The sequence below is a fragment of the Streptomyces sp. NPDC001508 genome (assembly GCF_040298665.1).
Lineage (GTDB): Bacteria > Actinomycetota > Actinomycetes > Streptomycetales > Streptomycetaceae > Streptomyces.
Map to the genome: position 1 here is coordinate 18,699 of NZ_JBEPAP010000079.1, position 21,839 is coordinate 40,537.

The window sequence follows — 21,839 nt, forward strand, 5'->3', positions numbered from 1 at the left end:
TCGATTTACTGCGAGTAACAGCGGCCGCGATTACCAAGATTTGGTAAAGCGCGGCCGCCTGGCGTCTCGTCGGCAAATCTTTCACTCGGGCATCACATGCCCGTGTGTTTAGCAACTGGTCACAGCGGGGCCCTCACCCCGCTCGGGACCCCGGTCAGAACAGTGCCCGGGCGAGCGCCCTGCGCGCCCCGACGACCCGCGGGTCGTCGGCCCCGACCACCTCGAACAGCTCCAGCAGCCGGCGCCGCACGGCGTCCCGGTCGTCACCCGCCGTGCGCCGCACGGTCTCGATGAGCCGCCCGAAGGCGTCCTCGACGTGCCCGCCGACCAGATCCAGGTCGGCCGCGGCGATCTGCGCCTGTACGTCACCCGGTTTCTCGGCGGCCTCCTTGCGCACCTGCTGGGGGTCGACGCCCTGCACCCGCTGAAGCAACTCGGCCTGGGCGAGCCCCAGTTTCGCCTCGCTGTTGCCCGGGTCGTCGCTCAGCACGTTCTGGTACGCGCGGATCGCCCCGCCGAAGTCGCCGGCGTCCAGCGCCTGCACGGCGGCCTCCAGCAACGCGTCGTACGGGCCGGCCGGCGCCGGGGCCTGGGCGGTGCCGGCACCGGTGCCGGCACCGGCCGGTTCGGCGTCCGGATCGACGGTGAGGCCGGTCAGCCCGAAGCGCTCCTCGGCGACCTGCACCAGCTGATCGAGGGTCTGCCGGATCTGCTGTTCCCCGGCGGCTCCCTGGAAGAGGGGCAGCGCCTGCCCCGCGACGACGGCGAAGACGGCCGGGATCCCCTGGACCCCGAACTGCTGCATCAGCATCTGGTTCGCGTCGACATCGATCTTGGCGAGCAGGAAGCGCCCGTTGTACTCGACGGCCAGCCGCTCAAGGACCGGGCTCAACTGCTTGCAGGGCTGACACCACTCGGCCCAGAAGTCGATGACGACCGGTACCTCGGCGGAGCGTTGCAGGACATCGCGTTCGAAGCCCGCCTCATCGACGTCGATGACGAGATCGGCCGGGGAGACGGCCCCCGTTCCGCCCTGCCGGGCGGCTTCGGCGCGCGCCTGCTCCGCCTTGGCCTTGGCCTCCTGGGCCGCCTTCACCGCGGCGAGGTCGACGACGCCGCTCATGGACATGTTCCGTGGCTGCATGCGTCTATCCTCCCCCGTATCCGCGCCTGTGTGAAAAGCGGTGTGCCAGTGCGCCGGGTCCCCACCCGCGCATTACGGGCACACCCCGCGTGCGCGTTCGCCCGCGCACGTCCCGCACGAGCTTTCGCTACGGCTCGTAGCGTAATGCCAGAGGGGGTGCGGGCGACACCGCACCCCGGTGATCTCCCTCACGGCCGCACGGCATCCGCCGGTTATGGTCGGGGGATGCAGAGCCGCACCCCCGCCCCCCGCACGGGCCGTCCGCGCAGTGCCGCCGCGGACACCGCGATCCTGGCCGCGACCCGGCAGGCGCTGGTCGAGCTGGGCTGGTCGAAGCTCACGCTGTCGGACGTGGCGACGCGGGCCGGGGTCGCCAAGACGACGCTCTACCGGCGCTGGTCGGGCAAGAACGAACTCGTCGTGGACGCGGTGGCCGAACTCTTCGACGAGCTGGAACTGCCCGACCGGGGCAGCCTCGCCGCCGACATCGAGGGCGTCGTCCTCCAGTTCGCGGCGATCCTGGCCCGCCCCGAGGCGCGCAGCGGCCTGATGGCGGTACTGGCGGAGTCGACCCGGGACGAGGCGCTGCGCGAGCGTATCCGCGCCTCGATCGTCGACCGGCAGAAGCGGCTGGTGCTCCAGGGCCGGGCCCGGGCACAGGGGCGCGGGGAGCTGCCCCCGCAGCCGGATGCCGCGCAGGCCGCCCGCACGGTCGACCTGATCTTCGACGTGGTCGCGGGCGCGGTCGTGCACCGCACCCTGGTCAGTGCGGAACCCGCCGATCCCGACTGGGTACGCGGCTTCACCCGTGTCCTCCTGCACGGTCTGCCGGCGGCCGAGACACCCCGGCCACAGCCGCCTCCCCGGGCGGCCCGTACTGCCTAGAACCCAGCCGGCTCTGTGTACACCCCCCACTCGTCGCGCAGCGCGCCGCAGATCTCGCCGAGGGTCGCCTCCGCGCGCACCGCGTCCAGCATCGGTTCGATCATGTTGGCCCCGGACCGTGCGGCACCGATCATGGCGTCCAGCGCGGAGCGCACCGCCGTCTCGTCCCGCGCGGCCCTGCGGGCGCCGAGCAGCCGGACCTGCTCCCGCTCCACCTCGTGGCTGACCCGCAGGATCTCCAGGTCGCCGGTCACCGATCCGGTGTGGACATTGACGCCCACGACCTTCTTGTCGCCCTTCTCCAGGGACTGCTGGTAGCGGAACGCGGACTCCGCGATCTCCCCGGTGAACCAGCCGTCCTCGATCCCGCGCAGGATCCCGGAGGTGACCGGACCGATCGGGTGGCGCCCGTCGGAGTGCGCCCTGAGCCCCCGCTCCTTGATCCGGTCGAAGATCTTCTCCGCGTCCGCCTCGATCCGGTCCGTCAGCTGCTCGACGTACCAGGAACCGCCCAGCGGGTCGGCCACGTTGGCGACGCCGGTCTCCTCCATGAGCACCTGCTGGGTGCGCAGCGCGATCTCGGCCGCCTGCTCGCTCGGCAGCGCCAGCGTCTCGTCCAGCGCGTTGGTGTGCAGCGAGTTGGTGCCGCCGAGCACGGCGGCCAGCGCCTCCACGGCCGTGCGCACCACGTTGTTGTAGGGCTGCTGGGCGGTCAGCGACACCCCGGCGGTCTGTGTGTGGAACCGCAGCCACTGCGCCTTCTCGCTCTTCGCCCCGTACACGTCGCGCAGCCACCTGGCCCAGATCCGGCGGGCCGCACGGAACTTGGCGATCTCCTCGAAGAAGTCGACGTGCGCGTCGAAGAAGAAGGACAGGCCGGGCGCGAAGACGTCCACGTCGAGCCCGCGCGACAGCCCCAGCTCCACGTACCCGAACCCGTCCGCCAGCGTGTACGCCAACTCCTGGGCGGCCGTCGCCCCGGCTTCGCGGATGTGGTAGCCGGAGACGGACAGCGGCTTGTAGGCGGGGATGCCGGCCGCGCAGTACTCCATCAGGTCGCCGATCAGCCGCAGATGGGGCTCCGGCTGGAACAGCCACTCCTTCTGCGCGATGTACTCCTTGAAGATGTCGGTCTGCAGCGTGCCGTTGAGGACGCCCGGGTCCAGCCCCTGCCGCTCCGCCGCGACCAGGTACATGCAGAAGACGGGGACGGCGGGTCCGCTGATCGTCATCGAGGTCGTGACGTCGCCGAGCGGGATGTCCTTGAACAGGACCTCCATGTCGACGGCCGAGTCGATGGCCACCCCGCAGTGGCCGACCTCGCCCAGTGAACGCGGGTCGTCGGAGTCGCGCCCCATCAGCGTGGGCATGTCGAAGGCGACCGAGAGCCCGCCGCCGCCCGCGGCGAGGATCATCTTGTACCGCTCGTTGGTCTGTTCCGCGTTCCCGAACCCGGCGAACTGGCGGATCGTCCAGGTGCGCCCCCGGTAGCCGGTCGGATACAGACCGCGGGTGAAGGGGTACTCCCCCGGCCAGCCGATCCGCTCGAATCCCTCGTACGTGTCGCCGGGTCGTGGCCCGTACACCGGCTCCACGGGATCGCCGGAGAGCGTGGTGAAGTCGGCGTCGCGCTTGCGCGCGGCGTCATAGCGGGCCTGCCAGCGGCTGCGGCCGTCCTCGATGGCGTGAGCGTCCATACCCTCGAATTTACTAGGACGTCCAAGTAAATGTCGATGGCAGACCGCCGCGCATCGCCCGCACGGCGGTGTGATCTACGCCTTGGCGGCGGCGGGGGCCTGGTCGGCGACCTTGGCCTCCAGCTCGTGGCTGATCTTCCGTTCGACGAAGAAGGCGGCCGTCGGGATCGTCCCGGCGAGCAGCACCCACAGCTGCCGGCCGACCGGCCACTTCGCCTTGGAGCCCAGGTCGAAGGCGACGACGAGGTAGACGACGTAGAGCCAACCGTGGGCGATGGCGACGACCCGGGTGAAGTCCGCGGCGCCGTCGATGCTCAGCAGGTACTTCGCGATCATGCCGAGACACAGCAGGACCAGGAGCACACCGGTGACATAGGCCATGACGCGGTAGCGGGTCAGCACGCTTCGTTTCATGGACACGAGCGTAACGACCCGTTCCGGGCGGTCTTGCCCCGGGTCACTCCTCGAAATCGTGCGCGGCAACCCGCAGTGGACGCAGCATCGCGAAGATCTCCGCGCACTCCTCCGCGTCGTACACGCCGAGCCCGAAGTCCATGGCCATCAGGTCCCGGGTGGCGGCCTCGACGACCTCCCGGCCCTTGTCGGTGATCACGGCGAGCGTGCCGCGCCCGTCGTTCGGATTGGGCCGCTTGGCCACCAGCCCCGACCGCACCAGACGGTCGACGGTGTTCGTCACCGACGTGGGATGCACCATCAGCCGCTCGCCGATCTTCGACATCGGCAGCTCGCCCGCCTTGGAGAAGGTGAGCAGCACCAGCGCCTCATAGCGGGCGAACGTCAGCCCGTACGGCTTCACCACCGCGTCGACCTCGCCGAGCAGGATCTGGTGCGCCCGCATGATCGAGGTGATCGCGGGCATCGACGGCACGTTCCCCCAGCGCTGCTTCCACAGATCGTCGGCGCGGGCGATGGGATCGAACGGGAGACTGAGTGGCTTGGACACGCCCTTGACCTTACCGGCCGGTCATATGCCGGTCAGCCCCGTCTCGGCTTTCGGCCGCCCGGTACGCCACGGCCGGCCCGCGGCAGCACACCGCCCCCGGCGCACCGGCCCCGGCGACGGTCGCCCGCACCCCGGCCGCCACGCCCGCCGGTGCCGTGCCCGCGCCCTGGACGGTCATCGGTCCCGCGCTCAGCACGGTCATGCCCCGCCCGCGCGGTGCCTCGGGCACCGCCCGGGCGAACCGCCGGCCGAGGCCGAGCGTGCATGCGCACCCGACGCCCGCGACCAGCGGGAGCAGGAGCGCGACCAGCAGCCCAGGAGGTCGGTCCCACCGGATCCGGGACGGGGCGCGCGGGCGGGTCTCGGGCGCGCGGCGAACCCTGCGACCACCACCGCACCGGCCCACCGCCACGCGCCGCCCCTTCTCCGTGTCCGCGCACCTGACCACACTGCGCGACAGCGGCCCGCTGACCGGCCGCGAACCGTCATCGGTCCTGACGGATCCGGGGCGGGGCCGGGGGCCGGCGGGGCGGGGTCCGGGTCAGCGGGGGCTGGTGCGGCGCAGGTGGTGGCGGAGCGCGCGCTGGGCCATCGGGCCCAGTTCGTCCAGGGCGGCCACCAGGGCGCCGAGCTGTTCCAGCGCGTCCAGGGCCGCCTGGGCGCCCCGCTCGTCCACCCCCTCGTACAGCTCGATCCCGACGAAGGACGCGGCGACCGCACGGGCCAGCCCCGCCGGGTCGGTGAACTCGGCGAACGGGGTGGCCGTGAGGACCCGGGTGAGGACCCTCTCGATCTCGGTGATCCACAGGTCGAGGCCGGCCGCCGCGGCCGGGCCGAGGGACGCGTGGGTCTGGGCGCCGGCCAGCAGCTGGCCGAGCAGCGCGACCTGCCCGTCGGCCCGCTCCTGTTCATGGATCTCGCGGCCGACGGCCAGCAGCTCGGTGAGCGAGGTGACGGCGGCTAGGCGGGCGCGGTACCGGGAGACCGCTTGTTCCGCGCCGTAGCGGCAGGCGGCGGCGAGGAGTTCGTCCACCGTACCGAAGTGGTAGAAGACGAGCGCCTGGTTGACCCCGGCCGCCGCCGCGACCGTACGGGCCGACGTCTTCGCGATGCCCTGTTCGGTGAGGGTGCGCAGCGCACCCTCCAGCAGCTTGGTCTTCGTCTCCATGGTCTTCGTCTGCGCGGTCTTCGCCTGCGCGGTCTTCGCCTGCGCGGTCATGACGGGTTCGCCAGGGAGCGCAGCAGGCGCGGGGCACGCGCGCGTGCGGGCGCGGTGCGCAGGCAGCGCCGGGCGGCCGGGGTGCCGGGCAGCGGCGCCTTGAACAGGGCTAGGGCCATGGCCACGAGGAGGAGCAGCGGGCACAGGAACGCCACGGCGGGGGCGAACGAGCCGAAGCGCGGGACGAAGGAGCCGAGGCCAAGGCCGGCACAGCCCGCGGTGAGCACCAGCGCCCGCATCAGCAGTTCGGCCAGCCAGTTCAGCAGCGCACGCTCCGGTGTGATGCCGCGCTCCAGCCACAGCCGCAGCCGGTCGAAGGACCAGGCGGTCGCCCAGCCCATCAGCGGGCGCAGCAGCAGCCGGTCGGCGAGCGCGCCGAGGGTGCCGCCGCGGGGGCGGTAGTCGTAGCCGGTGAGGAAGCGGACGCCGTCGCCGTCGGGAACGTAGCGGAAGTAGCCGCAGCCTTCGGCGATCGGGGAGAGCGGGTGCGGGGACGTGAAGCGCAGCGCGGAGGTGCGGGTGCCGTCGGGGCGCTCCTTCTCGCCGGCCGAGATCCCGGTGCCGCAGACCCTGAGGAAGGGCAGCACACGGGTGGCGTACCGGAACCTCCGCGGCTCGCCCTCCGCGCCCGGCAGCCGGGTGATCTCGGTGAACCTGAGGTCCCAGCGCGGACGCTGGGCGGGGTCCTGTGTGCGGTCCCAGAGCACGTCGAGATCGGCACGCACGCGTGCCTCCACATAGAGGTCCACGGTGAACTCCCCAATTCCCCCAAGCCGACCGGTGTTTGAGCGACCGCTCAACTGCCCGGCAGGCAACGTACACCCGTTTGAGCGACCGCTCAAACCCCCGAACGGACGGACGTACGGCGGGACATGGGAAACCCCGGCCCTGGGACACGCGTGGACCGGGGTTTCGGACGGCGGGCGGTGCGCCGGGGCTCAGCCCGCCAGATGACGTTCGACCGTCTCCACCTTGGAGGTGAGGCCGTCGGTGACTCCGGGCCGGAGGTCGGCCTTGAGCACCAGGGAGACGCGCGGGGCGCGCTGCTCCACGGCGGCGACGGCGCGCTTGACGACGTCCATGACCTCGTCCCACTCCCCTTCGACGGAGGTGAACATGGCGTCGGTGCGGTTCGGCAGGCCCGACTCGCGGACCACGCGGACGGCGTCGGCGACGTACTCCCCCACGTCCTCGCCGACACCGAGGGGCGTCACGGAGAAGGCGACGATCATGCGTTGACGACCCCTTCCCTGCGGGCGCGGGCGGCGATGACCGCGTCCTCGGCCTCCCGGCGCAGCTTGCGCTCGGCGAAGAAGCCGCCGGTGGGCAGGACCGAGAGGACGAAGTAGAAGGCCGCGGTCCTCGGGCCCCACTTGGTGCGGTTCCAGGCGTCGGCCCAGAAGATCACGTACAGGATGAACAGCAGACCGTGGATCCCGCCCATCACGGGCACCGCGTTGAAGTCCGTGGTCCGCTTCAGCACGGAGCAGACGAGCAGGAGGAGGAAGGACACGGCCTCCGGGGCGGAGACCAGGCGGAGACGGCGGAGGGCGGTGGCGGTCTTGATGTCCACGGGTCACCTTCGGTGGGAGCGGGGCGGCAGTGCGTCTGGCGCCGGTTTGTGAACGCGAACACAAACTCCCGCCCATTGTGGCAAACCGCCGAGGGCGGCTCGGGAGGCCCCCCTCCCCTCGGCACGGCGGGACCGCTACCGTCGCCGGGTGGCGATGTTTCGACTTCAAGGCAGCAGGGTGCTCGCCGTCGACATGACCGGGGACGCCGTGAAGGCGAAGAACGGCTCGATGGTCGCGTACGACGGGCAGATGAGCTTCAAGAAGCTGACCGGTGGCGGTGAGGGGCTGCGCGGCATGGTGACCCGCCGGCTCACCGGCGAGCAGATGACCGTGATGGAGGTGAAGGGGCACGGCACGTGCTGGTTCGCGGACCGCGCCTCGGAAATCAACCTCGTCGATCTCCAGGGGGACAAGCTGTACGTGGAGTCGAGCAATCTGCTCGCGACCGACGCCGGGCTGCGCACCGGGACGACGTTCACCGGGCTGCGCGGCGCCTCCCAGGGCAACGGGCTGTTCACGACCACCGTCGAGGGCCGCGGGCAGGCCGCGATCATGTCGGACGGCCCGGCCGTGGTGCTGCGGGTCAGCCGGCAGTACCCGCTGACCGTCGATCCCGGTGCCTACATCGCCCATCAGGGCGAGGTACGCCAGTCCTTCCAGACCGGTGTGACCTTCCGCACCTTCCTGGGCGAGGGCGGGGGCGAGGCGTTCCAGATCCGGTTCGAGGGCGAGGGGCTGGTGTACGTGCAGCCGAGCGAGCGCAACACCATCGCGGGGGATGTGTGACATGGGGCTGCGGGAGATCAATTCGAAGATGGTGGAGGCCACCGTGGTCCCCGGCACACGGCTGTTCAGCCAGCGCGGCGCCATGCTCGCCTACCGGGGCGATGTCTCCTTCACCCCCAACATCCAGGGCGGGCAGGGCGGTGTGATGTCGATGATCGGCCGCCGGGTCACGGGTGAGGCCACCCCGCTGATGACCGTCGAGGGCAGCGGCACCGTCTTCTTCGGGCACGGCGGCCACCATGTGCAGGTGATCAACCTGTCCGGCGACACCCTGTACGTGGAGGCGGACCGGCTGCTCGCCTTCGAGGGCACGCTCCAGCAGGGGACGATGTTCATGGGCTCGCAGGGCGGTGTCATGGGGATGGTGCGCGGGCAGGTCAGCGGGCAGGGGCTGTTCACCACCACGCTCAAGGGACACGGGGCGGTCGCCGTGATGGCGCACGGCGGGGTGTTGGAGCTGCCGATCACCCCGCAGCATCCCGTCCACGTCGACCCGCAGGCGTATGTCGCCCACCACGGTGACGTCCGCAACAAGCTCTCCACCGCGCTCGGCTGGCGCGACATGGTGGGCCGTGGCTCCGGTGAGGCGTTCCAGCTGGAGCTGAGCGGGAGCGGCACGGTGTACGTCCAGGCCTCGGAGGAGAAGCTGTGAGCAGGTACGCAGGTCCGGGCGCCGGGCCCGTGGTGTACGACCCGATGACCCTGCCCGCCGACGACAATGTGAACAGCTACACCTTCTGCGTGGAGCTGACGGGCGGGCAGTGGTTCCTGCAGAAGGGGAAGATGATCGCCTACTACGGGGCGATCGAGTTCAACGGGATCGGGCACGGGCGGCTCGACCGGCTCGTCCGTACGTCGTTCCATTCGCCTCTGCACGCGAGCGACTGGGTGGTGGCGGAGGGGTCGGGCAAGATGCTCCTCGCCGACCGGGCCTTCGACGTCAACTCGTACGACCTGGACGAGGGCAATCTGACCATTCGCTCGGGCAACCTGCTCGCATTTCAGCCAAGTCTTGCGCTCAAACAGTCCATCGTCCCGGGATTTCTCACGCTCATCGGAACGGGGAAGTTCGTGGCCGCGTCCAACGGCCCCGTGGTGTTCATGGAGCCCCCGGTCCGGGTGGACCCGCAGGCGCTGGTCGGATGGGCCGACTGCCCCTCCCCGTGCCACCACTACGACCACGGGTATCTGACCGGTGTCCTGGGCGGTCTACGTGGGATGACGGGCCTCGGCGGGGCCTCCGGGGAGGAGCACCAGTTCGAGTTCGTGGGGGCCGGCACGGTGCTGCTCCAGTCGACCGAGAAGCTGATGGAGGAGCAGGCCACGGGGGCCGTTCCGGGCGAGCCCGGGGTGCCCGGCGGCGGGATGTCCGGAGGTCATGCAGCGGGCCAGAGCGGACCGCGTCTTCCCGGACAGCTCGGCGACCTCCAGCGTCGCTTCGGGCTGTGAGCGGTAGTCTGCGGAGTGTGACGTCGAACGCGTGCGCACGGTCACACACCACCCTCGCTAGTTCGCCTTTCAACTTCTTAGGTAGACTTCATTCATGGAGACCGAGACGGCCACGCGCTGGCTGACCGAAGCGGAGCAGTGCGCCTGGCGCACCCACCTGGAGGTCAACAGGCTGTTGACGTACCAGCTCGAAAAGGATCTGCAGCCGTTCGGCCTGACGATGAACGACTACGAGATCCTGGTGAACCTGTCCGAGTCCGAGGACGTACGGATGCGGATGAGCGACCTCGCGTCCGCCACCCTCCAGTCCAAGAGCCGCCTCTCGCACCAGATCACCCGCATGGAGAACGCGAACCTGGTGCGGCGCGAGAACTGCGAGTCCGACCGCCGGGGGCTGTACGCGGTGCTGACCGAGCACGGCATGGAGACCATGCAGAAGGTCGCGCCCCATCATGTGGCGTCCGTACGCAGGCACTTCATCGATCTGCTGGCACCGGAGGCCCTGACGGAACTGGAAAAGGGCCTGAAGCCGATCGCGGAACACCTCAGAGGCCAACGAGGCCGCCCCTGACCGACGCGGCACCGGCTCACCGCACCGACCGACAGAAGACCCAGCCGACCGACGACACGGACACCAGACATCCCACGCCGAACGGCAACCGGCCGACGCACGTCCCGGCGACCAGAACACCCCCGCCCGGCGTGCGGTGGCTGTGGCGGGCCTCCCTGCGACCAGGCCGGCGCCCCCGCAGCAAGCCACACAACCCACCACGACGGATGGGTCGTCGCACGAGCAGACCACGACGGACGGCTCCACGACGGTCCGGGGCCTCCGCCCCCGGCACGCCCCGCAACGCGCCACAACAGGCGCCCCCGCACCGCTGCCCACCGATCGACCACACCCCGCAGCAGCACACCGAGCGCGCGGCCACCATCCGGGGCGCCAAAGGGCCGTCGTGCCGGGCTTGAACGGGCGTCCGGTGTGGTGCCGGTGACGGTGTGCGGCTCCGTCGCAGGGGGCACGGAGGTAGGGCCGGTGGCACAACCGTGCAGGGGCGCCGCAGGTGCGTGGGGCGGGGCGTTCAGCTCTGGGTGAGGCCCGCCACCAGTTCGTCCGCGGCGCTGTACGGGTCCAGCTCACCGGAGGTGACGCGTTCCGCGAGGGCGCTCAGATGGCGGTCGCCGTGCAGGTCTCCGATGCGTTCCCGCAGGGCGGTGACCGCGATCGTCTCCACCTCGCGGGCCGCGCGGGCCAGCCGGCGCTCCGCCAGCATCCCCCGCTCCTCCATCCACGCGCGGTGCTTCTCCAGCGCCTCCACGACCTCGTCGACGCCCTCCGCGCGGGACGCGACCGTCTTCACGATGGGCGGCCGCCAGTCGCCGGGTCCGCGCGCCTCGCCCAGGCCGAGCATGTGGTTCAGCTCGCGGGCCGTGGCGTCGGCGCCGTCCCGGTCGGCCTTGTTGACGACGTACACGTCGCCGATCTCCAGGATGCCCGCCTTGGCCGCCTGGATGCCGTCGCCCATCCCCGGGGCCAGCAGGACGACGGACGTGTCGGCCTGGGAGGCGATCTCCACCTCCGACTGGCCGACCCCGACCGTCTCGACGAGGATCACCTCGCAGCCCGCCGCGTCCAGCACACGGATCGCCTGCGGCGCGGCCCAGGCGAGCCCGCCCAGATGCCCGCGGGTCGCCATGGAGCGGATGTAGACGCCGGGGTCGGAGGCGTGCTCCGACATCCGCACCCGGTCGCCGAGCAGGGCCCCGCCGGAGAAGGGGGACGAGGGGTCGACGGCCAGGACGCCGACCCGCCGGCCCTGCTTGCGGTACGCCGTCACCAGCGCCGAGGTCGACGTCGACTTGCCGACGCCCGGGGAGCCGGTGAGCCCGACGACGTACGCGCCGCCGGTCAGCGGCGCGAGCGCCGCCATCACCTCCCTCAGCTGCGGGGACGCCCCCTCCACCAGGGAGATCAGCCGGGCCACGGCCCGCGGCCGGCCGTCCCTGGCCTGGGCCACCAGAGAGGAGACGTCCTGCATCACTGCTCCGTTCGCTCGCTACGACGTGCTCGGCGTGCCCGCGGCCATCCGCCGTACGGGCCCTCTCACGCCTTCGGTACCCGAACGATCAGCGCGTCACCCTGACCGCCGCCCCCGCACAGGGCCGCCGCGCCGATCCCGCCGCCGCGCCGCTTCAGCTCCAGCGCCAGATGCAGGACGAGCCGTGCGCCGGACATACCGATCGGATGGCCCAGCGCGATGGCACCGCCGTTGACGTTCACCTTTTCGGTGGATACTCCCAGATCCTTCATCGACTGCACGGCGACGGCCGCGAACGCCTCGTTGATCTCGATCAGATCGAGGTCGGCGACCTCCAGGCCCTCCTTCTTCAGGGCGTGCCGGATCGCGTTCGACGGCTGCGACTGGAGGCTGTTGTCCGGACCCGCCACGTTCCCGTGCGCGCCGATCTCCGCGAGCCACTGAAGACCAAGCTCCTGCGCCTTGGCCTTGCTCATCACCACGACGGCCGCGGCGCCGTCCGAGATCTGCGAGGAGCTGCCCGCGGTGATGGTGCCGTCCTTGGTGAACGCCGGGCGCAGCCGGGCCAGCGACTGAACGGTGGTGTCGCCGCGGATGCCCTCGTCCTGGCTGAACAGCACCGGGTCGCCCTTGCGCTGCGGGATCTCCACCGGGGTGATCTCGGCCTCGAAGACGCCGTTCTTCCGGGCCGCCGCGGCGCGCTGGTGGGAGAGGGCGGCGATCTCGTCCTGCTCCGGGCGGCCGATGCCCAGGCGGGTGTTGTGCTTCTCGGTGGACTCGCCCATGGGGACGTTCTCCCACGGGTCGGTCAGGCCGTCGTACGCCATCGCGTCGAGCAGTTCGACCGCGCCGTACTTGTAGCCCTCACGGGACTTCGGGAGCAGGTGCGGGGCGTTGGTCATGGACTCCTGGCCGCCGGCCACCACGATGTCGAACTCACCCGCGCGGATCAGCTGGTCGGCGAGGGCGATGGCGTCGAGCCCGGACAGACACACCTTGTTGACGGTGAGCGCCGGCACGCTCATGGGGATGCCGGCCTTGACCGCGGCCTGGCGGGCCGGGATCTGGCCCGTCCCGGCCTGGAGCACCTGGCCCATGATCACGTACTGCACCTGGTCGCCGCCGATCCCCGCGCGGTCGAGGGCGGCCTTGATCGCGAAGCCGCCGAGGTCGGCTCCCGAGAGGGACTTGAGCGAGCCGAGCAACCGCCCCATCGGTGTACGGGCACCCGCGACGATGACGGAGGTCGTGCTGTTCGTTGCTGACATGAGGTGCGATCCCCTTCCAGCTGCACAGAAGCTGAGGAGTGAACGAGGGTTTACGTCGAATGTACTGAGGGGTAGTCGCGGCCGTCATCGGCCTTTCGGTGTGATCGCGCGCACGTTGCGTAACCACCTCCCAAGCGCTGCACTGAACTCATGCTGACGCGAATCGACCACATCGGGATCGCCTGCCACGACCTCGACGCGACCGTCGAGTTCTACCGGGCGACCTACGGCTTCGAGGTCTTCCACACCGAGATCAACGAGGAGCAGGGCGTACGCGAGGCCATGCTCAAGATCAACGATACGTCGGACGGCGGCGCTTCGTACCTCCAGCTCCTGGAACCGGTCCGGGAGGACTCCACGGTCGCGAAGTGGCTGGCGAAGAACGGCGAGGGGGTCCACCACATCGCCTTCGGTACGCCGGATGTGGACGGGGACGCCGCCGGCATCCGCGGCAAGGGCGTACGCGTCCTGTACGACGAGCCCCGGCGCGGCTCCATGGGGTCCCGGATCACCTTCCTGCATCCGAAGGACTGCCATGGCGTACTCACAGAACTGGTCACTTCGGCGCCTGTTGAGTCACCTGAGCACTGACCCGCGTACATAGGGGCCGGTAGGGTTGGGGGCGGTCGCCCCCGAAGGCCGGGCGGCGGCCGCATGCCGGGGTCCGGGTTTCGGGGGACGAGCATCGGGGCAGCAGCCCGTGCTCCGCCGTTGATCTGACACCATTCCCCGGGGGCCCCGTTCGGCGGACGGACGGTGCTCGTTCGGAGAAACTTGCGACCAGGGGACGGATGGGACCGCGCAGTGCGGGGCTACGAGAGCCAGGAGCGAGAGCCGGCGGCTGACGTCGACCACCTCTCTCGGTTCGAGGCCGAGATGAAGCGGCTGAAGACCGAGCGGGAAAAGGCGATCCAGCACGCCGAGGACCTCGGCTACCAGGTCGAGGTGCTGCGCGCCAAGCTGCACGAGGCGCGGCGCACCATCATGTCCCGGCCGGCGTTCGACGGCGGTGACCTCGGCTACCAGGCCGAGCAGCTGCTGCGCAACGCCCAGGTGCAGGCCGACCAGCTGCGCCAGGACGCCGAGCGGGAGCTGAGCCAGGCCCGGGCCCAGACCCAGCGCATCCTCCAGGAGCACGCCGAGCAGGCCGCCCGGCTCCAGGCGGAGCTGCACCAGGAGGCGGTCACCCGGCGCCAGCAGCTGGACCGGGAGCTGGCCGAGCGCCGGCAGACCGTCGAATCGCACGTCAACGAGAACGTGGCGTGGGCGGAGCAGCTGCGCGCCCGTTCCGAGGCCCAGGCCCGCCGTCTGCTCGACGAGTCCCGCGCCGAGGTGGAGCAGGCTATGGCCGCGGCCCGTGCCGAGGCCGAGCGGCTGACCGCGCAGGCCCGGCAGCGGCTCCAGGCCGAGGCCGAGGCCGCGCGCACGGAGGCGGAACAGCTGCTGCGCCGGGCCCGCGCCGATGCCGAGCGGCTGCTGAACGCCGCGTCCACGCAGGCCCAGGAGGCCACCGACCACGCCGAGCAGCTGCGCTCCTCCACCGCCTCCGAGTCGGACGCGGCGCGCCGGCAGGCGAGCGAGCTGAGCCGGGCCGCCGAGCAGCGCATGGCGGAGGCCGAGACCTCGCTGCGCGAGGCGCGCAGCGAGGCGGAGAAGCTCCTCGCCGAGGCGAAGGAGGCCGCCACCAAGGCCCTCGCCACCGCGGAGGCGACCAACGAGCAGCGCACGCGCACCGCAAAGGAGCAGGTCGCGCGGCTGGTCAGCGAGGCCACGAAGGACGCGGAGAGCACCCGGGCCGAGGCCGAGCAGATCGTCGCGGACGCCCGCGCCGAGGCCGAGAAGATCGTCGCCGAGGCCGGCGAGAAGGCCCGTACCGTCACCGCCGAGGAGGCGGCCTCCCAGCTGTCGAAGGCGGCGAAAACCGCCGAGGACGTCCTCGACAAGGCGGCCGAGGAGGCCAAGCGGACCACCAGGGCCGCGGCCGAGGAGGCCGAGCGGATCCGCACCGAGGCGGAGAGCGAGGCGGACCGGCTGCGCGCCGAGGCGCATGACATCGCCGAGCAGCTCAAGGGCGCGGCGAAGGACGACACCAAGGAGTACCGGGCCAAGACGGTCGAGCTGCAGGAGGAGGCGCGCCGGCTGCGCGGCGAGGCCGAGCAGCTGCGGGCCGACGCGGTCGCCGAGGGCGAGAGCATCCGCGCCGAGGCCCGGCGCGAGGCGGTCCAGCAGATCGAGGAGGCGGCGAGGTCCGCCGAGGAGCTGCTGGCCAAGGCCAAGGCGGACGCGGACGAGCTGCGCCAGACTGCCACCACGGACAGCGAGAAGGTCCGTACGGAGGCCATCGAGCGGGCGACGACACTGCGCCGGCAGGCCGAGGAGACCCTGGAGCGCACCCGCAAGGAGGCCGAGCGGCATCGCTCGGAGGCCGCCGAGCGGGCCGAGGCGGTCACGGCGGACGCCGAGCGGGCCGCGCGCGAGCTGCGCGAGGAGACCGAGCGGGCCGTCGAGGCGCGGCGCGAGGAGGCGGCCGGGGAGCTGACCCGGCTGCACACGGAGGTCGAGGAACGGCTCGCCGCCGCCGAGCAGGCGCTGGACGACGCCCGTGATGAGGCGGCCCGGCTGCGCCGCGAGGCCGCCGAGGAGACGGAGCGGCTGCGTTCCGAGGCCGCCGAGCGGATCCGCGCGCTCCAGCAGCAGGCCGCGGCGGAGGCGGAGCGGCTGCGCACCGAGGCCGCCGCCGACGCCTCCGCGTCCCGCGCGGAGGGCGAGGCCGTCGCGGTGCGGCTGCGCTCGGAGGCCGCGGCCGAGGCCGAACGGCTCAAGGCGGAGGCGCAGGACACCGCCGACCGGGTACGGGCCGAGGCGCAGGCCGCCGCCGAGCGGCTGGGCACGGAGGCGTCGGAGACGCTGGCCGCCGCGCAGGAGGAGGCCGCCCGGCGCCGCCGCGAGGCCGATGAACTGCTCGGCGCCGCCCGCCAGGAGGCCGGCCAGGAGCGGGAGCGGGCCCGCGAGCAGAGCGAGGAGCTGCTGGCGTCGGCCCGCAAGCGGGTCGAGGACGCGCAGGCCGAGGCGGTCCGGCTGGTCGAGGAGGCCGACCGGCGCGCCACCGAGATGGTCTCCGCGGCCGAGCAGCACGCCCAGCAGGTACGGGACTCCGTTGCGGGGCTGCACGAGCAGGCGCAGGAGGAGATCAGCGGCCTGCGCTCGGCGGCCGAGCACGCGGCGGAGCGGACGCGGCGGGAGGCCGAGGAGGAGTCGGACCGGGTCCGCGCCGACGCCTACGCCGAGCGAGAGCGGGCCGGCGAGGACGCGAGCCGGCTGCGGCGGGCGGCCCAGGAGGAGTCGGAGGCGGCCCGGGCTCTCGCCGAGCGGACGACGACGGAGGCGATCACCGAGGCGGAGCGGCTGCGTTCGGAGGCGTCGGCGCACGCCCAGCGGGTGCGCACCGAGGCGTCGGACACCATCGCCGAGGCCGAGCAGGCCGCCGCCCGCACCCGTGCGGAGGCCCGCGAGGACGCCAACCGCATCCGGTCGGACGCGGCGACCCAGGCGGACACGCTGATCTCCGAGGCGCGCAGCGAGGCCGAGCGGCTCCAGGCGGAGACCGTCGTCGAGGCCGACCGGCTGCGCGCGGACACGGCCGCGGAGGCCGAGCGGGTGCGGGCCGAGTCGGTCGCCACCGCGGAGAAGCTGGTCGCGGACGCGAGCGGGGACGCGGAGCGGCTGCGCGCCGAGTCTGTCGCCAAGGCGGAGAAACTGATCGCCGACGCGAGCGGGGACGCGGAGCGGCTGCGCGCCGAGGCCGCCGAGACCGTCGCCTCCGCGCAGCAGCACGCCGAGCGGATCCGCTCCGAGTCCGACCGGGTCAGGACGCGGGCGGAGGCGGAGGCCGAGCGACTGGTGTCCACGGCGCGCGAGAAGGCCGACCGGACGCTGGACGAGGCCCGCAGGGACGCCAACAAGCGGCGGTCCGAGGCGGCCGAGCAGGTCGACACGCTCATCACGGAGACCACGGCGGAGGCCGACAAGCTGCTCACCGAGGCACAGCAGCAGGCCCACAAGACCACCGCGGACGCCGAGGGGCAGGCCGACAGGATGGTGGGCGCGGCCCGTCAGGAGGCCGACCGACTGATGTCGGAGGCGACGGTCGAGGGCAACTCGATGGTGGAGAAGGCCCGTACGGACGCGGACGAGCTGCTGGTCGGCGCCCGCCGGGACGCCACCGCGATCCGGGAGCGCGCGGAGGAGCTGCGCGAGCGCCTGACCAACGAGATCGAGGAACTGCACGAGCGGGCCCGCCGCGAGGCCACCGAGACGATGAAGTCGACCGGGGACCGCTGCGACGCGCTCATCCAGGCCTCCGAGGAGCAGCTGGCCAAGGCGCAGGCGAAGGCCAAGGAGATCGTCTCGGAGGCCAACTCCGAGGCGGGCAAGGTCCGTATCGCCGCCGTCAAGAAGGCCGAGGGGCTGCTCAAGGAGGCCGAGCAGAAGAAGGCCACACTCGTCAGGGAGGCCGAGGAACTGAAGGCCGAGGCGATCCGCGAGGCCCGGCGCACGGTCGAGGAGGGCAAGCGCGAACTGGAGATCCTGGTGCGCCGCCGCGAGGACATCAATGCGGAGATCTCCCGTGTCCAGGACGTCCTGGAGGCGTTGGAGTCCTTCGAGGCCCCGTCGTCCGGCAAGGACTCAGGGGTCAAGGCGGGCGCGACGGTCGGCGCTCCCCGATCGGGTGGCAGGTCGTCAGAAGGCTAGCGGGCCGGGAGCGTTCCGGTATGTTGTGGGCTCTTTGCCCGAGTCTGTGGCAAGCCGTCTGACGGTTCGCCACCCAAAAGGGGTGTCATTCTCCAGATCAAACACGCATCCGCTCGATGACACACCGCTTCGGCCCCTAGGATTCCCCCTATCACCTCACCGGTCTCTTTCGACAGGAACCCCATGAGCGACACTTCCCCCTACGGCTTCGAGCTTGTGCGGCGTGGGTACGACCGCGCTCAGGTGGACGAACGGATCTCCAAACTCGTCTCCGACCGTGACAGCGCGCTCGCCCGCATCACCGCTCTGGAAAAGCGCATCGAGGAACTCCACCTCGAAACGCAGAACGCCCAGGCACAGGTAAGCGACGCCGAGCCGTCGTACGCAGGTCTCGGCGCGCGGGTCGAGAAGATCCTCCGTCTCGCCGAGGAGGAGGCCAAGGACCTGCGCGAGGAGGCCCGCCGGGCGGCCGAGCAGCACCGCGAGCTGGCCGAGTCGGCGGCCCAGCAGGTCCGTAACGACGCGGAGTCGTTCGCGGCCGAGCGCAAGGCCAAGGCCGAGGACGAGGGCGTCCGGATCGTCGAGAAGGCCAAGAGTGACGCCTCGCAGCTGCGCTCCGAGGCACAGAAGGACGCGCAGTCCAAGCGCGAGGAGGCGGACGCCCTCTTCGAGGAGACCCGTGCGAAGGCCGCGCAGGCCGCCGCCGATTTCGAGACGAATCTCGCCAAGCGCCGCGAGCAGTCCGAGCGCGATCTGGCCTCGCGTCAGCAGAAGGCCGAGAAGCGCCTTGCGGAGATCGAGCACCGGGCGGAGCAGCTGCGCCTGGAGGCCGAGAAGCTGCGCACGGACGCCGAGCGCCGCGCCCGCCAGACGGTGGAGACGGCCCAGCGCCAGGCCGAGGACATCGTGGCCGACGCCAACGCCAAGGCCGACCGCATCCGCTCGGAATCCGAGCGCGAGCTGGCGGCGCTCACCAACCGCCGCGACAGCATCAACGCCCAGCTGACGAACGTCCGCGAGATGCTCGCCACGCTCACGGGCGCCGCGGTGGCCGCGGCCGGCTCCCCCACCGAGGACGAGCCGATCTCCCGTGGTGTGCCGGCCCAGCAGTCCCGGTAACGCCCGGAGTACGCCGACCCAACAGTTCTGAAAAGTGTCGAAGCCCTCTGCCGCTCGGGTGGCAGAGGGCTTCGTCCCGTCTTAACGTGTCCGCATGATCGAGCTGGAGGGGCTGACCAAACGGTACGGCGACAAGGCCGCGGTGCGGGATCTCACCTTCGCCGTGCAGCCGGGGACGGTCACGGGCTTCCTGGGGCCCAACGGCGCCGGCAAGTCCACGACGATGCGGATGATCCTCGGTCTCGACCGCCCCACCGCGGGCGACGTCCGGATCGACGGCAAGCACTACGACCAGTTGAAGGACCCGCTGACGTACATCGGGGCGCTGCTGGACGCGAAGGCCGTGCACGGCGGACGGAGCGCCTATCACCATCTGCTGTGTCTGGCGCAGAGCAACGGGATCCCCACCCGCCGGGTGACCGAGGTGCTGGACACGGTGGGGCTCACGGCGGTGGCGCGGAAGAAGGCCAAGGGGTTCTCGCTCGGCATGGGGCAGCGGCTCGGCATCGCGGGCGCGCTGCTCGGCGACCCGCGGATCCTGATGTTCGACGAGCCGGTCAACGGGCTCGACCCCGAGGGCATCCACTGGATCCGGAACCTGATGAAGACCCTGGCCGAGCAGGGCAGGACGGTGTTCGTCTCCAGCCATCTGATGAGCGAGATGGCGCTGACGGCCGATCACCTCGTCGTCATCGGACAGGGCCGGCTGCTCGCCGACACCTCCATGGCGGGCTTCATCCAGCAGAACTCGCGGTCGTACGTCCGGATCCGCACCCCGCAGCGCGAACGGCTGCTGGATGTGCTGCACGAGGCCGGGATCACGGTCGTGCAGGCCGGTGACGGGGTGCTGGAGGTGGAGGGCGGCAAGGCCGAGCGGATCGGTGAACTGGCCGCCCAGCACGGGGTCGTGCTGCACGAGCTGAGCCCGCAGCAGGCCTCTCTCGAGGAGGCGTTCATGCAGCTGACGGCGGAGTCGGTGGAGTACCACGCGCACTCCGACGCCACCCCGGTCCCGCGGGACTGGGGTGCCGACTGGAAGGGAGCCTGAGCCATGACGGCCGTCCAGGTCATCCGGTCCGAGTGGACGAAGATCCGGTCCGTGGCGTCGACGGTGTGGACGCTGTCCCTCGCCGTGGTCGTCACGATCGCCCTCGGCATGCTGATCTCCGCCCTGTCGCGGAGTCAGTTCGACGACATGCCCGCCCGGGAGCGGCTGTCCTTCGACCCGACGTATGTGAGTTTCGCGGGCATGAGCCTCGGGCAGCTCGCGATGATCGTGTTCGGGGTGCTGGTGGTGTCCAACGAGTACAGCACCGGCATGATCCGCACCTCGCTGGCCGCGGTGCCGCGGCGCGGCACATTCCTGTTCAGCAAGATCGCGGTGGCCGGCGGGCTGGCGCTCGTGGTGGGCATGGCGACCGGCTTCGCCGCGTTCTTCCTCGGGCAGGCGATGCTCGGCTCCCACCGGACGCAGCTCGGCGATCCCGGAGTGCTGCGGGCCGTCGTCGGCGGCGGGCTCTATATGACCCTCATCGCGGTGTTCTCGATGGGCGTCGCCGCGATGCTGCGCTCGCCGATGCTCTCGCTCGGCATCCTGATGCCGTTCTTCTTCCTGATCTCGAACATCCTCGGCAACGTCGACGCGACGAAGAAGATCGGCCGGTTCCTGCCCGACCAGGCCGGCAGCCGGATCATGCAGGTGGTCCCCCGCATCGACGACAACCCCCCGTACGGGCCCTGGGGCGGCCTCGGCATCATGGCGCTGTGGGTGCTCGCGGTCCTGATCGGTGGTTACGTCCTGCTGAAGAAGCGGGACGCGTAGTGACGACGGGCCTTTGCTGTGTCTTGGGCGGAACCGTCAGCGCCCGGATAAGGTCCTAACCCTTACGGGGGCGTGTGCCCCGCCGTCCTGAAGTTTTCGAGGCATACCTTCCGATGAGGACCGGAGCATGATCGAGGCTGTCGGCCTGACCAAGCGCTACGGCGACAAGACCGCCGTCCACAATCTTTCCTTCCAGGTGCGGCCGGGAGCCGTCACCGGCTTCCTCGGGCCGAACGGCTCGGGCAAGTCGACGACCATGCGGATGATCCTGGGTCTGGACAACCCCACCGCGGGCTCCGTGACGATCGGCGGCTACCCCTACCGCAAGCTGCCCAACGCCGCCCGTCAGGTGGGCGCGCTGCTCGACGCCAAGGCGGTGCACGGCGGCCGGCACGCCCGCAACCATCTGCTGTGCCTGGCCCAGCTGTCCGGTATCCCGGCCCGCCGCGTGGACGAGGTGCTCGGTGTCGTCGGCCTCCAGGACGTGGCCAAAAAGCGCTCCAAGGGCTTCTCGCTCGGCATGGGGCAGCGGCTCGGCATCGCGGGCGCGCTGCTCGGCGACCCGCAGGTGCTGCTGTTCGACGAGCCGGTCAACGGGCTCGACCCCGAGGGCATCCTGTGGGTGCGCAATCTGATGAAGGCGCTCGCCGCGGAGGGGCGGACGGTGTTCGTCTCCAGCCACCTCATGAGCGAGATGGCGCTGACCGCCGACCATCTGATCGTCATCGGGCGCGGGCAGCTGCTCGCCGACATGAGTGTGACGGACTTCATCTCGGCCAACTCCGCCGACTTCGCGCGCGTCAGGACCCCGGACACCGAACCCCAGCTGCGCGAGAAGCTGACCTCGGCGCTCACCGAGGCGGGCGGGCACGTACTGCCGGAGCAGGACGGCGCGCTGCGCGTGACGGGGCTGCCGCTGCCCCGCATCAGCGACCTGGCGCACGAGACCGATGTGCGGCTGTGGGAGCTGTCGCCGCACCAGGCGTCGCTGGAGGAGGCGTACATGCGGATGACGCAGGGCGCCGTGAGGACGCCCGCCACCTCTATCAGGACGCCGTCCGCCTTTACTCACCCATCGGCCGACCCGACCGCACCCGCGTCCTGGAACGCCTCGGCGAACT

The 21,839-nt window shown here is 71.4% G+C and carries 22 protein-coding genes; 11 read left to right on the forward strand and 11 right to left on the reverse strand.

Annotated elements, in window-relative coordinates; genetic code table 11:
- Nucleotides 1-154: 154 nt before the first annotated feature.
- Nucleotides 155-1,144: a tetratricopeptide repeat protein gene (locus tag ABT245_RS40695; RefSeq protein WP_351744589.1), complete on the reverse strand. Its 990-nt coding sequence runs from the start codon at nucleotides 1,142-1,144 to the stop codon at nucleotides 155-157.
- Between the two features lie 225 nt (nucleotides 1,145-1,369).
- On the opposite strand from ABT245_RS40695, the gene ABT245_RS40700 reads away from it, so the two are divergent.
- Nucleotides 1,370-2,029 (forward strand): TetR/AcrR family transcriptional regulator, encoded by a 660-nt coding sequence (locus ABT245_RS40700; protein WP_351744592.1) that lies wholly within the window; start codon nucleotides 1,370-1,372, stop codon nucleotides 2,027-2,029.
- On the opposite strand, the gene icmA is transcribed toward ABT245_RS40700, so the two are convergent.
- From icmA to ABT245_RS40740, 8 genes are all read right to left on the reverse strand, one after another.
- Nucleotides 2,026-3,726, reverse strand: a complete 1,701-nt coding sequence (gene icmA, locus ABT245_RS40705) for a coenzyme B12-dependent isobutyryl-CoA mutase large subunit (RefSeq protein WP_351744595.1) — start codon at nucleotides 3,724-3,726, stop codon at nucleotides 2,026-2,028. The two genes, ABT245_RS40700 and icmA, sit on opposite strands and share 4 nt — an antisense overlap.
- A gap of 75 nt (nucleotides 3,727-3,801) precedes the next feature.
- Nucleotides 3,802-4,140, reverse strand: a complete 339-nt coding sequence (locus ABT245_RS40710) for a DUF3817 domain-containing protein (protein WP_351744598.1) — start codon at nucleotides 4,138-4,140, stop codon at nucleotides 3,802-3,804.
- 43 nt (nucleotides 4,141-4,183) lie between these two features.
- The gene (locus tag ABT245_RS40715; protein ID WP_351744601.1) at nucleotides 4,184-4,690 is read right to left on the reverse strand and encodes a MarR family winged helix-turn-helix transcriptional regulator; all 507 of its coding nucleotides are present in this window, start codon (nucleotides 4,688-4,690) and stop codon (nucleotides 4,184-4,186) included.
- A gap of 10 nt (nucleotides 4,691-4,700) precedes the next feature.
- Nucleotides 4,701-5,102 carry a hypothetical protein gene (locus ABT245_RS40720; protein ID WP_351744604.1) on the reverse strand — a complete coding sequence of 134 codons (402 nt, stop codon included), beginning with the start codon at nucleotides 5,100-5,102 and terminating at the stop codon, nucleotides 4,701-4,703.
- A 129-nt stretch (nucleotides 5,103-5,231) separates the two neighbouring features.
- Nucleotides 5,232-5,909: a TetR/AcrR family transcriptional regulator gene (locus ABT245_RS40725; RefSeq protein ID WP_351744607.1), complete on the reverse strand. Its 678-nt coding sequence runs from the start codon at nucleotides 5,907-5,909 to the stop codon at nucleotides 5,232-5,234.
- The gene (locus ABT245_RS40730) at nucleotides 5,906-6,658 is read right to left on the reverse strand and encodes an SRPBCC family protein (RefSeq protein WP_351744610.1); all 753 of its coding nucleotides are present in this window, start codon (nucleotides 6,656-6,658) and stop codon (nucleotides 5,906-5,908) included. Before ABT245_RS40730 ends, ABT245_RS40725 begins: the two co-directional genes overlap by 4 nt.
- 189 nt (nucleotides 6,659-6,847) lie before the next feature.
- Nucleotides 6,848-7,141: an MTH1187 family thiamine-binding protein gene (locus tag ABT245_RS40735; RefSeq protein ID WP_351744613.1), complete on the reverse strand. Its 294-nt coding sequence runs from the start codon at nucleotides 7,139-7,141 to the stop codon at nucleotides 6,848-6,850.
- Entirely contained in the window at nucleotides 7,138-7,482 is a 345-nt protein-coding gene (locus ABT245_RS40740; RefSeq protein ID WP_351744616.1) for a DUF3817 domain-containing protein, read from the reverse strand. Before ABT245_RS40740 ends, ABT245_RS40735 begins: the two co-directional genes overlap by 4 nt.
- A gap of 154 nt (nucleotides 7,483-7,636) precedes the next feature.
- Between ABT245_RS40740 and ABT245_RS40745 the strand changes: the two genes are divergently transcribed.
- From ABT245_RS40745 to ABT245_RS40760, 4 genes are all read left to right on the forward strand, one after another.
- Nucleotides 7,637-8,269: an AIM24 family protein gene (locus tag ABT245_RS40745; protein WP_351744650.1), complete on the forward strand. Its 633-nt coding sequence runs from the start codon at nucleotides 7,637-7,639 to the stop codon at nucleotides 8,267-8,269.
- 1 nt (nucleotide 8,270) lies between these two features.
- Nucleotides 8,271-8,921, forward strand: coding sequence for an AIM24 family protein (locus ABT245_RS40750; protein ID WP_351744652.1), 651 nt, complete (start codon nucleotides 8,271-8,273; stop codon nucleotides 8,919-8,921).
- Nucleotides 8,918-9,718: an AIM24 family protein gene (locus tag ABT245_RS40755; RefSeq protein WP_351744619.1), complete on the forward strand. Its 801-nt coding sequence runs from the start codon at nucleotides 8,918-8,920 to the stop codon at nucleotides 9,716-9,718. The genes ABT245_RS40750 and ABT245_RS40755 overlap by 4 nt, the downstream gene beginning before the upstream one ends.
- A gap of 94 nt (nucleotides 9,719-9,812) precedes the next feature.
- On the forward strand, nucleotides 9,813-10,289 hold the full coding sequence (locus tag ABT245_RS40760; RefSeq protein ID WP_351744622.1) for a MarR family winged helix-turn-helix transcriptional regulator: 477 nt from the start codon (nucleotides 9,813-9,815) through the stop codon (nucleotides 10,287-10,289).
- A gap of 511 nt (nucleotides 10,290-10,800) precedes the next feature.
- Here ABT245_RS40760 and meaB read toward each other — a convergent pair.
- Both meaB and ABT245_RS40770 read right to left on the reverse strand, forming a co-directional pair.
- Nucleotides 10,801-11,757, reverse strand: a complete 957-nt coding sequence (meaB, locus tag ABT245_RS40765; RefSeq protein WP_351744625.1) for a methylmalonyl Co-A mutase-associated GTPase MeaB — start codon at nucleotides 11,755-11,757, stop codon at nucleotides 10,801-10,803.
- A 65-nt stretch (nucleotides 11,758-11,822) separates the two neighbouring features.
- Nucleotides 11,823-13,025 carry an acetyl-CoA C-acetyltransferase gene (locus tag ABT245_RS40770; RefSeq protein ID WP_351744627.1) on the reverse strand — a complete coding sequence of 401 codons (1,203 nt, stop codon included), beginning with the start codon at nucleotides 13,023-13,025 and terminating at the stop codon, nucleotides 11,823-11,825.
- A gap of 150 nt (nucleotides 13,026-13,175) precedes the next feature.
- Between ABT245_RS40770 and mce the strand changes: the two genes are divergently transcribed.
- From mce to ABT245_RS40800, 6 genes are all read left to right on the forward strand, one after another.
- Entirely contained in the window at nucleotides 13,176-13,616 is a 441-nt protein-coding gene (mce, locus tag ABT245_RS40775; RefSeq protein WP_351744630.1) for a methylmalonyl-CoA epimerase, read from the forward strand.
- A 213-nt stretch (nucleotides 13,617-13,829) separates the two neighbouring features.
- Nucleotides 13,830-17,777: a polarized growth protein Scy gene (scy, locus tag ABT245_RS40780; protein WP_351744632.1), complete on the forward strand. Its 3,948-nt coding sequence runs from the start codon at nucleotides 13,830-13,832 to the stop codon at nucleotides 17,775-17,777.
- 183 nt (nucleotides 17,778-17,960) lie between these two features.
- Nucleotides 17,961-18,896 carry a coiled-coil domain-containing protein gene (locus ABT245_RS40785; RefSeq protein ID WP_351744635.1) on the forward strand — a complete coding sequence of 312 codons (936 nt, stop codon included), beginning with the start codon at nucleotides 17,961-17,963 and terminating at the stop codon, nucleotides 18,894-18,896.
- A gap of 94 nt (nucleotides 18,897-18,990) precedes the next feature.
- Nucleotides 18,991-19,944, forward strand: coding sequence for a DUF8746 domain-containing protein (locus tag ABT245_RS40790; RefSeq protein ID WP_351744637.1), 954 nt, complete (start codon nucleotides 18,991-18,993; stop codon nucleotides 19,942-19,944).
- Nucleotides 19,945-19,947: 3 nt separating this feature from the next.
- Entirely contained in the window at nucleotides 19,948-20,718 is a 771-nt protein-coding gene (locus ABT245_RS40795; protein WP_351744640.1) for an ABC transporter permease, read from the forward strand.
- 127 nt (nucleotides 20,719-20,845) lie between these two features.
- The coding region (locus ABT245_RS40800) for an ABC transporter ATP-binding protein (protein WP_351744642.1) at nucleotides 20,846-21,839 on the forward strand (994 nt) is incomplete at its 3' end.

Excerpts from the sequence above, each read along its gene's own strand:
- ABT245_RS40695 (WP_351744589.1), bottom strand. The coding sequence starts at position 1,144 with ATGCAGCCACGGAACATGTCCATGAGCGGCGTCGTCGACCTCGCCGCG.
- ABT245_RS40700 (WP_351744592.1), top strand. The coding sequence starts at position 1,370 with ATGCAGAGCCGCACCCCCGCCCCCCGCACGGGCCGTCCGCGCAGTGCC.
- icmA (WP_351744595.1), bottom strand. The coding sequence starts at position 3,726 with ATGGACGCTCACGCCATCGAGGACGGCCGCAGCCGCTGGCAGGCCCGC.
- ABT245_RS40710 (WP_351744598.1), bottom strand. The coding sequence starts at position 4,140 with ATGAAACGAAGCGTGCTGACCCGCTACCGCGTCATGGCCTATGTCACC.
- ABT245_RS40725 (WP_351744607.1), bottom strand. The coding sequence starts at position 5,909 with ATGACCGCGCAGGCGAAGACCGCGCAGGCGAAGACCGCGCAGACGAAG.
- ABT245_RS40735 (WP_351744613.1), bottom strand. The coding sequence starts at position 7,141 with ATGATCGTCGCCTTCTCCGTGACGCCCCTCGGTGTCGGCGAGGACGTG.
- ABT245_RS40745 (WP_351744650.1), top strand. The coding sequence starts at position 7,637 with ATGTTTCGACTTCAAGGCAGCAGGGTGCTCGCCGTCGACATGACCGGG.
- ABT245_RS40750 (WP_351744652.1), top strand. The coding sequence starts at position 8,271 with ATGGGGCTGCGGGAGATCAATTCGAAGATGGTGGAGGCCACCGTGGTC.
- ABT245_RS40760 (WP_351744622.1), top strand. The coding sequence starts at position 9,813 with ATGGAGACCGAGACGGCCACGCGCTGGCTGACCGAAGCGGAGCAGTGC.
- meaB (WP_351744625.1), bottom strand. The coding sequence starts at position 11,757 with ATGCAGGACGTCTCCTCTCTGGTGGCCCAGGCCAGGGACGGCCGGCCG.
- ABT245_RS40770 (WP_351744627.1), bottom strand. The coding sequence starts at position 13,025 with ATGTCAGCAACGAACAGCACGACCTCCGTCATCGTCGCGGGTGCCCGT.
- mce (WP_351744630.1), top strand. The coding sequence starts at position 13,176 with ATGCTGACGCGAATCGACCACATCGGGATCGCCTGCCACGACCTCGAC.
- ABT245_RS40785 (WP_351744635.1), top strand. The coding sequence starts at position 17,961 with ATGAGCGACACTTCCCCCTACGGCTTCGAGCTTGTGCGGCGTGGGTAC.
- ABT245_RS40790 (WP_351744637.1), top strand. The coding sequence starts at position 18,991 with ATGATCGAGCTGGAGGGGCTGACCAAACGGTACGGCGACAAGGCCGCG.
- ABT245_RS40795 (WP_351744640.1), top strand. The coding sequence starts at position 19,948 with ATGACGGCCGTCCAGGTCATCCGGTCCGAGTGGACGAAGATCCGGTCC.